At 72.5% G+C, this 15698-nt stretch carries 10 protein-coding genes; 5 read left to right on the top strand and 5 right to left on the bottom strand.

Annotated features, from left to right (window positions below; translation table 11 throughout):
• Nucleotides 1-354 precede the first annotated feature (354 nt).
• From ACFQLX_RS19760 to ACFQLX_RS19780, 5 genes are all read right to left on the bottom strand, one after another.
• Nucleotides 355-1083, bottom strand: coding sequence for a class I SAM-dependent methyltransferase (locus ACFQLX_RS19760; protein ID WP_386417018.1), 729 nt, complete (start codon nt 1081-1083; stop codon nt 355-357).
• A gap of 58 nt (nt 1084-1141) precedes the next feature.
• Complete coding sequence (locus tag ACFQLX_RS19765) at nt 1142-3643, bottom strand: SpoIIE family protein phosphatase (protein WP_386417020.1); 2502 nt, start codon at nt 3641-3643, stop codon at nt 1142-1144.
• 221 nt (nt 3644-3864) lie between these two features.
• The gene (locus ACFQLX_RS19770) at nt 3865-6354 is read right to left on the bottom strand and encodes an MFS transporter (RefSeq protein ID WP_386417069.1); all 2490 of its coding nucleotides are present in this window, start codon (nt 6352-6354) and stop codon (nt 3865-3867) included.
• Between the two features lie 292 nt (nt 6355-6646).
• A complete protein-coding gene (locus tag ACFQLX_RS19775) occupies nt 6647-7090 on the bottom strand; it encodes an SRPBCC family protein (RefSeq protein WP_386417021.1) in 444 nt (147 codons plus the stop codon).
• Between the two features lie 259 nt (nt 7091-7349).
• The gene (locus ACFQLX_RS19780; RefSeq protein ID WP_386417023.1) at nt 7350-7961 is read right to left on the bottom strand and encodes a HEAT repeat domain-containing protein; all 612 of its coding nucleotides are present in this window, start codon (nt 7959-7961) and stop codon (nt 7350-7352) included.
• Nucleotides 7962-8301: 340 nt separating this feature from the next.
• Between ACFQLX_RS19780 and ACFQLX_RS19785 the strand changes: the two genes are divergently transcribed.
• The 5 genes from ACFQLX_RS19785 (at nt 8302) to ACFQLX_RS19805 (ending at nt 15696) form a co-directional block, all read left to right on the top strand.
• On the top strand, nt 8302-10122 hold the full coding sequence (locus ACFQLX_RS19785; protein WP_386417025.1) for a 3-hydroxyacyl-CoA dehydrogenase family protein: 1821 nt from the start codon (nt 8302-8304) through the stop codon (nt 10120-10122).
• A gap of 44 nt (nt 10123-10166) precedes the next feature.
• Nucleotides 10167-10958, top strand: a complete 792-nt coding sequence (locus ACFQLX_RS19790; protein WP_386417027.1) for a TetR family transcriptional regulator — start codon at nt 10167-10169, stop codon at nt 10956-10958.
• Nucleotides 10959-11387: 429 nt separating this feature from the next.
• Complete coding sequence (gene ccrA, locus ACFQLX_RS19795) at nt 11388-12725, top strand: crotonyl-CoA carboxylase/reductase (RefSeq protein WP_386417028.1); 1338 nt, start codon at nt 11388-11390, stop codon at nt 12723-12725.
• Nucleotides 12725-14734 (top strand): protein meaA, encoded by a 2010-nt coding sequence (locus ACFQLX_RS19800; protein WP_386417030.1) that lies wholly within the window; start codon nt 12725-12727, stop codon nt 14732-14734. The genes ccrA and ACFQLX_RS19800 overlap by 1 nt, the downstream gene beginning before the upstream one ends.
• Complete coding sequence (locus ACFQLX_RS19805) at nt 14731-15696, top strand: HpcH/HpaI aldolase/citrate lyase family protein (RefSeq protein ID WP_386417032.1); 966 nt, start codon at nt 14731-14733, stop codon at nt 15694-15696. The genes ACFQLX_RS19800 and ACFQLX_RS19805 overlap by 4 nt, the downstream gene beginning before the upstream one ends.
• The last annotated feature ends 2 nt before the right edge of the window (nt 15697-15698 follow it).

Genomic DNA, 15698 nt, shown 5'->3' on the forward strand with positions numbered 1-15698 from the left:
CACCACTACCGGCAGCCGCCCTCCCGCACGTCGAGCCCGCCGCAAGCAACAAGACCAAGGCGTTCCGGGAAGGCACGCTGGGTCGTCAGACAAGCTGGGAGCACGGTCCGACCGGGGGCTGCCGCCCCGGCGGCTGACAGCAATTCTGACAGCCACCGAGGCGGGAGTCGGTGCGTTTTCATGGGCCCGAGTGGTCTACCAAAACGGGGCAGATCATGCATCAATGCAGGTGGGGGCAATGCGATTTAGAGATCAGGATCTTCATGCCCCAGACGGTACGCGGTCGGCGCGGACCGGGAAAGCCCTGTGGATAACTATAGTGGTCCAGACCATTTGCCCGGGTCCCGTCAGGGCCTACGCGCTCGCCGCCCGCCCCGTGACCAGCCATTTCGACGGGAGGACCAGGCGCGTGCCGTCCGCCTCGAACTCCGTCGTGGCCAGCGGGAGTTCGCCTTCCGCCAGTACGCTCAGGCCCGCCTCGCGGAAGAGCCGGGGCAGCGCCTCGTCGCTCACCTCGCCCGGGGCGATGCCGTGCCGCAGCACCGGCAGCAGTGTGCGCGGCGGTCCCTGCGGGCGTCGCGCCAGGGCCGCCAGTACCTCCTTCGCCGCCTCGGCCGGCTCCACCGCGAAGATCCGCCCCCGGCTCCCGGCCAGTACCGCCAGCCCGCGTACCAGCCCGGCCCGGTCGGCCTCGGGCACCTGGTGCAGCACTCCGCGCAGGTAGACGTCGCAGTCGCCGAGCCGCTCGTGCAGCGCCGCCGTCGCCGCCTCGTCCGCCGCGTCGAGCTGCTCGTACGAGGCGTGCCCGGCGGCGTCCGCCTCGTCGGCCCGTACGATCGCGGCGGCCGACAGGTCGACCCCGTGCACCTGCGCGAACCGGCCGGCCAGGAAGCGCGTCTGCGTGCCGTTGCCGCAGCCCACGTCCACCAGCGGCAGTCCGCCGCCCAGGTGACCGGCGAAGAGCGGGAGATGGAGCGCCACGGCCAGCTCGGGGGCCGTGTCCCACAGGACGTCGCCCACGCCGCGCGGCGCCTCGCTCCAGAAGCCCTCCCACGCCTTCAGACTGTCAGCGGACACACTCATGGGGCTACCTCCCGCGTGGGGGCGCCGGGGCGCCCGGGGATCGATCGTCTCCACGTGACTACTGGTGGAGCGGCCGCTCCGCAAGACCCCGCGGCAGCGTCTGCTCGAACCAGACCGACTTCCCCCGCGCGGTGCGCGCCGCCCCCCAGCCCGCGGCCAGCCGGCTCACGATCCGCATCCCGCGCCCGAACTCGTCCTCCGCGCCCGCCTCCAGCAGCACCGGCATCGTGTGCTCGTCGTCGGAGACCTCGCACTGCAGCGCCCCGCCGGAGCGCACCAGCCGCAGCCCCACGTACGGGCCCACCGCGTGGCGCACGGCGTTGGTGACGACCTCGTCCACCAGCAGCTCCGCCGTGTCGGCGGACTCCGCCAGCCCCCACTGGGCCAGTTGGTCCCGTACCAGCCGCCGCGCCCGGCCGGCCGAGCTCGCGGTGCGCTCCAACTCCCAGGAGGCGGTGTCCGATCGGGGGATCCCGCTGAGCCGCGCCATCAGCAGTGCCACGTCGTCCTTGCGCGCGCCGCCGCCGAGCGTGCGGATGATCCCGTCGCAGGCGGCGTCCATGGAGGCGGCCGGATGCGCCGCGGACTCGCAGAGCGCGGCCAGGCCCACCCCCAGGTCCTCCCCGCGCATCTCGACCAGCCCGTCCGTGCAGAGCACCAGCCGGTCACCGGGCGCCACCGCGAACCCGGCCATCTCGAACGGCACTCCGCCGACCCCTATCGGCGCACCCGTCGGCACGTCCAGCAGCTCGCCGCGCCCGTCGCCGGCGCGGACCAGCACGGGCGGGATGTGCCCGGCGTTGGAGATCACCAGGGTGGAGTCGACCGGGTCGTAGACGACGTACAGGCAGGTCGCCAGATAGTGCTCGCCGAGCCGCTGGGCGAGGTCGTCGAGGCTGCGCAGCAGCTGCGCGGGCGGCAGGTCCAGCGCCGCCATGGTCTGCACCGCCGTCCGCAACTGGCCCATCATCGCGGCCGAGTTGAGACCATGGCCCATCACGTCGCCGACCACCAGGGCGATGCGCGAGCCGGGCAGTTTGATCGCGTCGAACCAGTCGCCGCCGATCCGCCCCAGCCGGGTGCCCGGCAGGTAGCGGGTGGCCACCTCGCAGCCGGCCATCCGGGGCGCGACCTGCGGCAGCATGCTGCCCTGCAGGGTCTCGGCGACGCTCTCCTGGTGCGTGTACATGCGCGCGTTGTCCAGCACCAGACCGGCCCGCGCGGCCAGTTCGGCGCCGGTGACGCGGTCCATGTCGTTGAAGACGGGCCGGTCGGCGTGGCGCAGCAGGATCATGAAGCCCAGCACGACGGTGCGCGCCTTCAGCGGGACGACGAGCATGGAGCGGCCGGTGATGAGCGGCCGGATGTCGCGCTTCTCGAACTGCGCGGCTATGGCGTGGCCCAGCTCCTCGGTGATGCGCTCCACCAGCACCGGCTGACCGGTGGTCATGCAGCGGAAGAAGGGCGTCTGCTCGGGGAAGGGCATCGACTCCCCCACCGGGATCACGTCGTCCCAGCGGCCCGGCTCGTCGTTGTGCTCGACGGCGACGCGGTGCCACAGCGTCCGCGCGTCGGGCGGCCCGTCGGGGAACCCCTCGCCGGCGATGACCTGTTCGCGCAGGTACGTCCCCGCGACGTCGGTGAAGCGCGGCACGACGGCGGCGCTGACCTCCTCGATCGTACGGGCCAGGTCGAGGGAGGTGCCGATGCGCCCGCTGACCTCGTTGAGGAACTCCAGCCGCTCGCGCACCGCCGCGTACTCGAGGTCGTGCTCCACCGCGAGGGCCACCGGGTGGTGCTCCGCCGGCCCGCCCGGATCGTCCTGCCCGTACACATCCTCCTGCCCGTACGGATCCCCCTCCCGCGGGCCCTCCTGGTACGGAACGGAGCCGCGGCGCGCCATCCGCGCGACCCGCTGGGGCACACCCCAGTCGGGGGTGACGGGCACCCGGCGCTGGCGGCTGATCTCCAGGACGGGATAGCCGAGTTCGAGCAGCTGGTCGACGACCCGGCCACTCTCCGCGGTGCTCATGTTCGGCAGGATCTCGGGGAGTCCGCCGGCCAGGGCGGCGGCGTCGGGGAAGTCGGTGTGCAGGGCGAAGCCGGGCGCGATGCGCTCGTCCGCTATCTCAAAGCCGGTGATCTGCGCGGTGTCGGCGGCCAGCACCAGCAGCCGCCCGGCACCGGGGCCGACCAGCGGATAGGCCCACCACAGCACGTCGCCGACGCCGCGCTCCGGGGCGGCGATACGGGCCCGGCCGGCGGTGGGGTAGGCGGCGGGGACGGTCCGCAGGTCCAGCTCGGGCTCGAACTCCTTGTAGGCCCCCATGGGCTCGTCGCCCGCGATGTCGCTGTCGCGGCCGCGCACCACGAGCGCGCCGGCGACCGGCATCAGCTCGGCGGCGGGGGCGCCGACGGCCTCCTCGCGCGAGGGGCCGAAAAGCCGGCGGGCGCCCGAACTCCAGTGGGTGATCAGGCCGTTGCCGTCCACCACGACGACGCCCAGCGGGATCCGGCCGGGCATCATGTCCCACGGCGTGGCGCTTGTGCCTGGGGCCATGGTCGGACTCCTTCAGCGATGTGCCGAACCCGTGGGCGGCCGTACGTGGGCCCACAGTAGTCCTGGCCACGGGTTGCCCGGGCGCCAACCGGTCAATCCCACCCGGGACCCGCGCTGCGGAGCGTACAGTTCCGGACACGCCGCTCGAAAACACTAGTGAACGGTAGTTCCGTGGGCCGGGCAGGGCAGGGCCAGGCAGGGCCGGGCACCAGCCGCCCCCCTTACTCCTCGTGCCCCAGCCGTACGTCCCGCTCGGTGCGTCCGCCGCCCACGAGTCGCAGCACCGTGGCCACCGGCGGATAGCCGGCCGCGACCACCGTGTACTCGCCCGCCGCCAGGTCCACGAAGCGGAACACCCCGTCGGCGCCGGTCGTACCGGAGTCGACCACCGTGCCGGCGGCGTCCATCAGCGTCACCCGGGCGTCCTCGACCGGGCGCCCGTTGCCGCCGCGTACGGTGCCGCGCAGCACCGCCCCGCCGGTCAGCTCCACGTCCTGGCGCGTCTCGCGCGCCGCCCGGACCCGCACCGGCGTCGCGGTCGGGCGGTGGGCGGCGGCGCTGGCGGCGAGCGTGTACTCCCCGGCGGGCAACTCCCCGATGGCGTAGTGCCCGTCGGCGTCGGTGCGGGTGGAGGCGACGACCTCGCCGCGCGCGTCCGCGAGGGTGACGTTGACCTCGGCGAGCGGGACGCCCCCGGCGGCGGCGATCCGCCCGGTGAGGCGCCCCGCGCCGCCGAGCACCAGGTCGACCTCAACCGGCCGCTCCCCCACGCTGACCGTGACGGCCTGCGGCTGGCGGCCCCCGGCGGCGGCGATGAGCGTGTACGCGCCGGGGTCGGGGGCGCTGAGCAGGAAGCGGCCGTCCGAGGTGCTGGTGTCCCGGCCCGTCTGGCGCCCCTGGGCGTCGATGAGGGTGAGCGCGGCGCGCGGCAGGGAGCTGCCGTCGGCGTTGCGCACGGCTCCGTGCACGGGCACGCCCACCCGGCCGGGCGCGGGAGCCGCACCGGGAGCCCCGTCGGAAGGGGGGGCCTCACCGGCTACGGAAGCCTCCTCGGGCGCCAGAGCCTCCTCGATCGCGGGAGCCGCGGTGGCCTGGACGCCGCGGGCCGCCGGGATGGACCCTGCGGGACCCGGCGCGGGCGCCGCCTGCGCCCCGTCCGCGGTGAGGGTCTCGGTGATGTCGTACGACACGAGGGGTTTCTCCTTCAGCCAGCATGCGAAGAGCAGCCCGAGCAGGAGCACGGGCACCAGGTAGAGGAAGATCGCCGGCATGGCGTCGGCGTAGGCGCGGATATAGCCGTCGCGGACCTCGGCCGGCAGTGCGTAGACCGCCTGCGGGGTGATGGACTGCGGATCCAGCAGCGGGACGCCGGAGTCGCGCGGCACCTCGTCCGCCAGCCGCGCCGCCAGCCGGTCGATGAGCAGGGTGCCGAAGACGGCGGCGCCGATGCTGCCGCCGATCTGCCGGAAGTAGTTGTGCGCGCTGGTGGCGGAGCCTAGGTCGGCCGGGCGCACGGCGTTCTGCACGGCGAGGATCAGTACCGGCAGCACCATGCCGATGCCGATGCCCAGGACGGCCATCCAGACGCTGTAGGTCACGCGGTCGGTGTCGATGCGCAGTTGGGCCAGCAGCCACATCCCGGCGGCGCTCACCGCGCAGCCGGCGATCGGGTAGACGCGGTAGCGGCCGGTGCGGGTGATGAGCTGGCCGCTGACGATGGAGGCGAGGACGACGCCGCCCATCATCGGCAGCATCAGCAGCCCCGACTCCATCGCGCCGGCGCCGTCGACCATCTGCAGGTACGTGGGCAGGTAACTGGCCGCCCCGAAGAGGGCGATGCCGATGCAGCCGCCGACCAGGCTGGTGACGTTGAAGACGCTGCTGCGGAAGAGGTGCAGCGGGATGACGGCCTGCGGGGCGAAGCGCTCGATCAGTACGAAGAGCACGCCGCCGGCCAGCGCGCCGCCGCCCAGGCCCAGGATCACCGGGTCGCTCCACGCGTACTCCAGCCCGCCCCAGGTGGTGAGCAGCACCAGGCAGGTGGAGACGGCGGCCAGCAGCAGCGCGCCGAGGATGTCCAGGCGCGGGCGTGCGGTGGGCTTGGGGAGCTTCAGGACGAGGGCGACGACGACGAGGGTGAGCAGGCCGAAGGGGACGTTGAAGTAGAAGCACCAGCGCCAGGAGGCGTGGTCGGTGAAGAAGCCGCCGAGCAGCGGGCCGGCGACGGAGGCCACGCCGAAGGCGGCGCCGATCAGGCCCATGTAGCGGCCGCGCTGCCGGGGTGGCACGATGTCCGCCATGATCGCCTGGACGCCGATCATCAGCCCGCCGCCGCCGACGCCCTGCACGGCGCGGAAGGCGATCAGCTGGTCCATCGAGCGCGACCAGCCGGCCAGTCCGGAGCCGACGACGAAGACGACGATGGCGAAGAGGAAGACGCCCTTGCGGCCGAAGAGGTCGCCGAGTTTGCCGTAGACCGGCATGGCGATGGTGGCGGCGAGGAGGTAGGCGGTGATCGCCCAGGACATCCGGTCCAGACCGTGCAGGTCGCCGACGACCTCCGGCAGGGCGGTGGCGACGATCATCTGCTCCAGCGCGGCGAGGAGCAGCGCGAGCATCAGGCCGAGGAAGACCAGGCGCACCCGGCGGGGGTCGAGGGCCGCGTCCGCGGGCGGCGGGGGCGGGGCGTCGGCAGCCGGGGAGGGTTTCAGTTCCTCGGCCGTACTCAGGCTCGGTCCCACCTGTCACTCCCCGTCGTCACCTGTCGGCCTTCCACGGCACCTGCCATGGCGGGTGCCATTTCTCGCACTTGATGACAACCGGGGGCAAACGAGGTGACGTCGGCGTCGGAGCGCCGGGCTCGGGGGCCGGCGCCCCGCGCGTACGGTCCCAACTGGGCGTTTGATGCCGTGCGTACGGGGCGGACCCGTCAGGTCCGCCCCGGCGCAACCACCCGATCCGGTGAGCGGCGCGGGGGCCGCCCGGGTGACGGAGCCGCTCTTCTCAGGCGCGCGTCTCGGCGGCGAGGTTCGCCAGCAGTTCGTCGTAGATCCGCGCAAGGCCCTTGGGCGCGAAGGTCCGTTCGAAGAAGCCGCCGATGCCGCCGGCGCCGTCCCAGGTGGTGGTGACGACGACGCGGGCGCTGCCCTCGCCGGCCGGGGTGACGGTCCACCGGGTGACCATGGTGGAGTTGCGGTCCGTCTCGACCAGCTCGCCGTCGCTCGGCTCGCTCGCCTCGATCAGGCAGTCCCGCACGCGCTTCTTGGTGGCCTGGAGCTTCCAGGCGACGAGGCTGCCCTCGCCGTCCCCGCCCTCGCGGATCTCGTACGCGCTGAAGCTGGCCGGCATGACGCGCCGCCGCGCTCCGGCGTAGTCCGCCAGGGCGTCGAAGACGTCCTCGGGCTTGGCGTCGATGACGCGCTCAGTGGTGGCTTCGACCTGTCCCATGCCCCCAGCCAATCACCGTCCCCCTACGGGGTCCAAATCGCCGAAAGCCCACTCGACATTATGAGAACAGGTGTTCTATTGTCGGGTCCGTCGATACAGGAGGTCCCATGCCTGGAAATCCGAACGCCGACGCCGCCTGGAAGGGCATGACGCGGTCGTCCCTCGCCCGGGAGCGCACCGCTTCGCGGAGGTCGACCGCCTACGCCGTCCTCATGCGGGCCGCGGGCCGACCGCCGCGCCCCCGGCCCGAAGCGCACGATCACGCCGAGGGCGACCCCCGCCAGATCCGGGCCAGCGCCTCCCCCGCCGCCGTCCGCAGCTCGGGGTAGACCCGGGCTGCGCTGAGCGCGGGGACGGCCCGCTCGTCGCCCAGGGCGCCCAGTCCCTCGATGCAGGCGGCGGCGACCTCCCAGTGCCGTCCGGGCTCGCCCACCAGCCGCTCCAGCGTCCCGATCAGCGTCGGTACGGACTCGGGGGCGCGCAGCGCCGCCAGCAGCCGCACCGCGTGCAGGGCGTAGGAGGTGCGCAGCGGATTGGCGGCGAGCGCCGCCGCCGCGCGGGCCGTGCGGGCGTCGCCCAGGCGGGCCAGAGCGGCGCCGGCCGCGGCGGCGCGGACCGGATCGCGGTAGTTGAGCAGCAGCACCAGCGGCTCGAAGGCCCGCCGGTCGCCGAGCGTCCCGAGCGCGAAGGCGGCCAGCTCGCGCACCCACAGCGGCTGCCCGGCCGTCTCCAGCATCCGCGCCAGCTCCTCGCGGGCCGCCGGGGTGCCCTCGCGGGCGCACGCCACCGCCCGCTCGTAGAGCGCCCGTTCGGCGGGCGTGGCCGCCTCCCCGCTCAGCCGCTCGGCCAGCGCCGCGAATTCCTCGTCCATACGCCGCCCCCTCGCCGCTTCCAGGTTAGGACGCCGGCCCGCACGGCCGGGCGCGTTCACTCCAACGGTTCACCCCGACATGTGGACGCCGGGCGGCCCGGCGGCGGGAGGCACCCGGCCAACTCCCCCCTGGCGCGCTGGTTACTCGTGAGTTAATCTGCTCGTACGAGCGAAACCCCGCTCCTGTGACCGGTGACGCGGTCACCGTGTTGCACCCCGGTTCAGTGACTTCAGCACGGCCAGGCCCCGGGACAGGGCCGGCCGGCCCCTCATCTCAGTTCACTCCGCCGCGCGTGAGCGCACCCGCCCCGCGGCAGCCGACTGTGCTTGGAGTCCCGCCATGTCTCCTGACGTCTCCCCCGCCATCCCCGCCGCCGAGGGCACCCCCCTGCGCACCATCGCCGTCATCGGCCTGGGCACGATGGGCTCGGGCATCGCCGAGGTCCTCACCCGGGCCGGCCGCGAGGTCATCGGCATCGACATCGACCCCGAGGCCACCGTCCGCGCGGTGGGGGCCCTGGAGCGCTCCACCGCCCGCGCGGTGGAGCGCGGCAAGCTCGGCGAGGCCGAGCGCGCCGACGTCCTCGCCCGCTTCCGCACCTTCACCGAGATCGACGCCGCCGCCGCGGCGGACCTCGTCATCGAGGTGGTCCCGGAGAACTACGAGATCAAGTGCGAGGTCTTCGCCGCGCTGGACCGCGTGGTGCGCCCGGACACGGTCATCGCGACCGGCACCAACGCGCTCTCCGTAACCCGGCTGGCCGCCGACTCCGCACACCCCGAGCGGGTGCTGGGCCTGCACTTCTTCGCCCCCGTGCAGGCGATGAAGCTGGTCGAGGTGGTCAGCTCCGTACTCACCGAGCCGCGCGCCACCGACCAGGTCACCGACCTGGCGCTGGAGCTGGGCAAGGAGCCCGTCGCGGTCGGCGACCGCCCCGGCTTCATCGCCGACGGCCTCCTCTTCGGCTACCTCAACCAGGCCGCCGCGATGTACGAGTCGCGCTACGCCACCCGCGAGGACATCGACGCCGCGATGAAGCTGGGCTGCGGCCTGCCCATGGGCCCGCTCGCCCTGCTGGACCTGATCGGCATCGACACCGCGCGCACCGTGCTGGAGGCGATGTACGCCGCCTCCCAGGACCGGCTGCACGCGCCCGCCCCGATCCTGGGCCAGCTCGCCGACGCGGGGCTGACCGGCCGCAAGGCGGGCCGCGGCTTCTACACCTACGAGACGCCCGGCAGCGCGGCGGTCGTCGCCGACGCCCTCACCCCCGACACCGCGGCGGGCGCGGGCGGCGGCCGCCGGGTCACCCGGGTCGGCGTGGCCGGCAGCGGCACGATGGCCAGCGGTATCGCGGAGGTCTTCGCGAAGTCCGGCTACGAGGTCGTGCTCGCCGCCCGCGGCCAGGAGAAGGCCGAGGCGGCCAAGGCCCGTATCGCCAAGTCCTTCCAGCGCTCCGTGGACCGGGGGCGCCTCAGCGCCGCCGACGCCGAGGCCGCGCTGGAGCGCGTCACCCCGGCCGGCTCGCTGGACGCCTTCGCGGACGTGGACCTGGCGGTGGAGGCGATCGCCGAGGACCTGGCGGTCAAGCAGCAGCTCTTCCAGACCCTGGACAAGGTCTGCAAGCCCGGCGCGGTGCTGGCCACCACCACCTCCTCGCTGCCCGTCATCGCCTGCGCCCGCGCCACCTCGCGCCCGCAGGACGTGATCGGCATGCACTTCTTCAACCCGGCCCCGGCGATGAAGCTGGTCGAGGTGGTGAGCACGGTGCTCACCGGCGAGGACGTGCGTACCACGGTCCACGCGGTCTGCAAGGAGGTCCGCAAGCACGCGGTGGACTGCGGCGACCGGGCGGGCTTCATCGTCAACGCGCTGCTGTTCCCGTACCTGAACAACGCGGTGAAGATGGTCCAGGAGCACTACGCCACGGTGGAGGACATCGACACCGCGATGAAGCTCGGCGGCGGCTACCCGATGGGCCCCTTCGAGCTGCTGGACGTGGTGGGCCTGGACGTCTCGCTGGCCATCGAGCAGGTGCTGCACCGCGAGTTCCGCGACCCGGGCCTGGCGCCGGCGCCGCTGCTGGAGCACCTGGTCGCGGCGGGCTGCCTGGGCCGCAAGACCGGGCGCGGCTTCCGTGAGTACGCCCCCCGCCGCTAGCGCGAATACGCCCGCTGCCAGAGCAATGGAGTACGTTCACCCTCATGTCGCAGCCTGCCAAGCCCACCCGTACCAGCGCCGCCGAACAGCGGCTGAAGATGCGCCGCGAGCTGGCCGCCGCGGCGATGGAGCTCTTCGCGACCAAGGGCTACGAGGCGACGACGGTCGACGAGATCGCCGCCGCGGCGGGCATCGCCCGGCGCACCTTCTTCCGGCACTTCCGCTCGAAGGAGGAGGCGATCTTCCCCGACCACGACGACACCCTGGAGCGGGTGACGGCGGTCCTCGACGCGGCGCCGCCGCACGAGAACCCGCTCGACACGATCTGCCGCGGGATCAAGGAGGTCATGCGGATGTACGCGGCCTCCCCCGCGGTGTCGGTCGAGCGCTACCGGCTCACCCGCGAGGTGCCGACGCTGCGGGAGCGGGAGATCGCCTCGGTCTCCCGCTACGAGCGGCTCTTCACCCGCTACCTCCTGGGCCACTTCGACGAGGGGGCGCACCGCGACGGCGGCTGGTCCTCGGACGAGCCGCTGCTGGCGGAGGTCGCCGCCTCGGCGGTCGTCACCGCGCACAACCACGTGCTGCGGCGGTGGCTGCGCGCGGGCGGACAGGGCGATGTGGAGGGGCAGTTGGACCACGCCTTCGACGTGGTGCGCGAGACCTTCGGCGCGGGGATCGGCCCGTGGGGCCGCGCGGAGACCCCGCCGCACGGCCTCTCCGGCTCCGGCTCCGGCGGTGAGGCGGGCGACGAGGTGCTGGTCGCGGTAGCGCGTACGGGCGCGCCGATCGGCGACGTGATGCGCTCGATCGAGAAGGCACTGCGCAAGGGGTAGCGCCAACGCCCCGCAGGGGGCGGGAGAACACGCGCCGGAGGGTCCTTTACGGGGCCCTCCGGCGCGTTTCGTCATGCGGCGGGCGGCGGGTATGGGCAGGGTGGCCCGTATGACCCGGGAATCACGCGCCCCCGCTCCTCGGGTAGCGCTCATGCGTGACACCGTGATGACATCTGAGAGAAATTCCTGGCACCCAGTGTCTTGTCAGGTGGCACGGCGTGCCATACGTTGGGCGTGTCCGGGCGGCCGGCGCACTGCGACCAGTGCGTGTGCCGGCTGTCCCCGCAACGCATCACCGCGCGCCCGGACACGCCTCGTCACAGGCGCCCGCACGCACACCACGCGCGCACCGCACGCCCACTGAACCGACGGACAACACCCCCGACGTCCCCTCAAGCGTCCCGTAACGCGCTTCGCCGGAGGCCCACCGTGAACCACATCCTGGACGCCGTGATGGCGACCGACACCACCGCCGCGGACTTCGCCGCGCTGACCATCCCCGAGTCCTACCGCGCGGTGACCGTGCACAAGGACGAGGCCGACATGTTCGCCGGGCTCGACAGCCGCGAGAAGGACCCGCGCAAGTCGCTGCACGTCGAGGAGGTGCCCGTACCGGAGCTGGGCCCGGGCGAGGCGCTCGTCGCCGTCATGGCCAGCTCGGTCAACTACAACTCGGTGTGGACGAGCATCTTCGAGCCGATGTCCACCTTCGGCTTCCTGGAGCGCTACGGCCGCCTGAGCGAGCTGACCCGGCGCCACGACCTGCCCTACCACGTCATCGGCTCCGACCTGGCGGGCGTCGTGCTGCGCACCGGCCCCGGCGTCAACGCCTGGCAGCCGGGCGACGAGGTCGTCGCGCACTGCCTGTCGGTGGAGCTGGAGAGCTCCGACGGCCACAACGACACGATGCTCGACCCCGAGCAGCGCATCTGGGGCTTCGAGACCAACTTCGGCGGCCTGGCGGAGATCGCGCTGGTGAAGTCCAACCAGCTGATGCCCAAGCCCAAGCACCTCACCTGGGAGGAGGCGGCGGCGCCCGGCCTGGTCAACTCCACCGCCTACCGCCAGCTCGTCTCGCGCAACGGCGCCGGCATGAAGCAGGGCGACAACGTGCTGATCTGGGGCGCCAGCGGCGGCCTGGGCTCGTACGCGACCCAGTTCGCGCTGGCCGGCGGCGCCAACCCGATCTGCGTGGTCTCCAGCGACCAGAAGGCGGACCTGTGCCGCGCGATGGGCGCCGAGGCGATCATCGACCGCAACGCCGAGGGCTACCGGTTCTGGAAGGACGAGCACCACCAGGACCCGCGCGAGTGGAAGCGCTTCGGCAAGCGCATCCGCGAGCTGACCGGCGGCGAGGACGTGGACATCGTCTTCGAGCACCCGGGCCGCGAGACCTTCGGCGCGAGCGTGTACGTCACCCGCAAGGGCGGCACCATCGTCACCTGCGCCTCGACCTCGGGCTACAACCACGAGTACGACAACCGCTACCTGTGGATGTCGCTGAAGCGGATCATCGGCTCGCACTTCGCCAACTACCGCGAGGCGTGGGAGGCCAACCGCCTGGTCGCCAAGGGCAAGATCCACCCGACGCTCTCCAAGACGTACTCCCTGGAGGACACCGGGCAGGCGGCGTACGACGTGCACAAGAACCTCCACCAGGGCAAGGTCGGCGTGCTGTGCCTGGCCCCCGAGGAGGGCCTGGGCGTACGCGACGAGGAGCTGCGCGCCACCCACATCGACGCGATCAATCGCTTCAGGAACGTCTGATGGCCGCGCCGAAGGACCGTCCGTGGCTGATGCGGACGTACGCCGGACACTCCACCGCTGAAGCCTCGAACGAGCTCTACCGGCGCAACCTCGCCAAGGGCCAGACGGGCCTGTCCGTCGCGTTCGACCTGCCCACCCAGACCGGATACGACCCCGACCACGTCCTCGCCCGCGGCGAGGTCGGCCGGGTCGGGGTCCCGGTCTCCCATCTGGGCGACATGCGGCGGCTGTTCCAGGACATCCCCCTGGAGCAGATGAACACCTCGATGACCATCAACGCCACCGCCATGTGGCTCCTGGCGCTCTACCAGGTCGTCGCCGAGGAGCAGGGCGCCGACCTCACCAGGCTGTCGGGCACCACGCAGAACGACATCGTCAAGGAGTACCTCTCCCGCGGGACGTACGTCTTCCCGCCGGGCCCGAGCCTGCGCCTGACGACCGACATGATCGCGTACACCGTCGCGAACATGCCCAAGTGGAACCCGATCAACATCTGCAGCTACCACCTGCAGGAGGCCGGCGCGACGCCCGTGCAGGAGATCGCGTACGCGATGAGCACCGCGATCGCCGTGCTCGACGCGGTGCGCGACTCGGGGCAGGTGCCGGCGGAGAAGATGGGCGACGTCGTCGCCCGCATCTCCTTCTTCGTCAACGCCGGGGTGCGCTTCGTCGAGGAGATGTGCAAGATGCGGGCCTTCAACCGCATCTGGGAGCGCATCACCCAGGAGCGCTACGGCATCACCGACCCCCGGCAGCGCCGCTTCCGCTACGGCGTGCAGGTCAACTCCCTGGGCCTGACCGAGGCGCAGCCGGAGAACAACGTCCAGCGCATCGTGCTGGAGATGCTCGCCGTCACCCTCTCCAAGGACGCCCGCGCCCGCGCCGTGCAACTCCCCGCCTGGAACGAGGCGTTGGGGCTGCCCCGGCCCTGGGACCAGCAGTGGTCGCTGCGCATCCAGCAGGTCCTGGCGCTGGAGTCGGACCTGCTGGAGTACGAGGACATCTTCGAGGGCTCGAAGGTCGTCGAGGCCAAGGTCGACTCGCTGGTGGAGGAGTCCCTCGCCGAGATCGAGCACATCCAGCAGCTCGGCGGCGCGATCGCGGCGGTCGAGTCGGGCTACCTCAAGGCCCAGCTGGTCTCCTCGCACGCCGAGCGCCGGGCGCGGATCGAGTCCGGCGAGGAGAAGATCGTCGGCGTCAACTCCTTCACCCAGACCGAGCCCTCCCCGCTCACCTCCGACCTGGACGCCGCGATCATGACGGTGGACCCGGCGAACGAGCACCGGGTGGTCTCCGCCCTGCACGACTGGCGCCTCCACCGCGACGAGCAGCGCGCCCAGCGGGCGCTCAGCGAGCTGCGGGCCGCCGCCGCGGGCACCGGCAACCTGATGCCGGCCACCCTGGAGTGCGCCCGCGCCGGCGTCACCACCGGCGAGTGGTCCTGGGCGCTGCGGGACGTCTTCGGCGAGTTCCGCGCGCCGACGGGCGTCTCCTCCGCCCCGGTGGCGGTCGCCGCCGAGCCGGGCGGCGAGCTGTCGGCAGTACGGGCCAAGGCGGCCCGCACCGCCGAGGAGCTGGGCGCCAAGCGGCTGCGGCTGCTGGTCGGCAAGCCCGGCCTGGACGGCCACTCCAACGGCGCCGAGCAGATCGCGGTACGCGCCCGCGACGCCGGCTTCGAGGTGGTCTACCAGGGCATCCGCCTGACCCCCGAGCAGATCGTCTCGGCGGCCGTGGCGGAGGATGTGCACTGCGTCGGACTGTCGATCCTCTCCGGCTCGCACACCGAGCTGGTGCCGGACGTACTGGAGCGGCTGCGCCGCGCGGGGGTGGACGACATCCCCGTGGTCGTCGGCGGGATCATCCCGCTCGCGGACGCCAAGGCCCTGAAGGACGCCGGGGTGGCCGCCGTCTTCACCCCGAAGGACTTCGGAATCACGGAGATCATCGGCCGTATCGTCGACGAGATCCGCCAAGCGAACAAGCTCGACCCACTGGAGGTCCCCGCATGACTGGCCCCGTCAACCGCCTGCGCCCGCGGCGCTCGTGTCTCGCCGTCCCGGGAAGCAACCCCCGCTTCCTGGAGAAGGCGCAGGGCCTGCCCGCCGACCAGGTCTTCCTGGACCTGGAGGACGCCTGCGCCCCGCTGGCCAAGCCCGAGGCGCGGCACACCATCGTCAAGTTCCTCAACGAGGGCGACTGGACGGGCAAGACCCGCGTGGTCCGCGTCAACGACTGGACGACCGAGTGGACCTACCGCGACGTGGTGACCGTCGTGGAAGGCGCCGGCGCCAACCTCGACTGCATCATGCTGCCGAAGGTCCAGGACGCCCAGCAGATCGTCGCGCTGGACCTGCTGCTCACGCAGATCGAGAAGACGGTCGGCCTGGAGGTCGGCAAGATCGGCATCGAGGCGCAGATCGAGAACGCCAAGGGCCTGATCAACGTCGACGACATCGCCGCCGCCTCGCCGCGGCTGGAGACGATCATCTTCGGCCCGGCCGACTTCATGGCCTCCATCAACATGAAGTCCCTGGTCGTGGGCGAGCAGCCGCCGGGCTACGACGCCGACGCGTACCACTACATCCTGATGCGCATCCTGATGGCCGCACGCGCCAACGACCTGCAGGCCATCGACGGCCCGTACCTGCAGATCCGCAACGTGGACGGCTACCGCACGGTCGCCGGGCGCTCCGCGGCGCTGGGCTTCGACGGCAAGTGGGTGCTGCACCCGGGCCAGGTCGAGGCGGCGAACGAGATCTACTCGCCCTCGCAGGAGGACTACGACCACGCCGAGCTGATCCTCGACGCCTACGACTACTGCACCTCCGAGGCGGGCGGCAAGAAGGGCTCGGCGATGCTCGGCGACGAGATGATCGACGAGGCCAGCCGCAAGATGGCCCTGGTCATCTCCGGCAAGGGCCGCGCGGCGGGTATGAAGCGCACCTCCACCTTCAAGATCCCGGAGGCCTGAGC

Source organism: Streptomyces polyrhachis (assembly GCF_042663125.1).
Classification (GTDB): domain Bacteria; phylum Actinomycetota; class Actinomycetes; order Streptomycetales; family Streptomycetaceae; genus Streptomyces; species Streptomyces polyrhachii.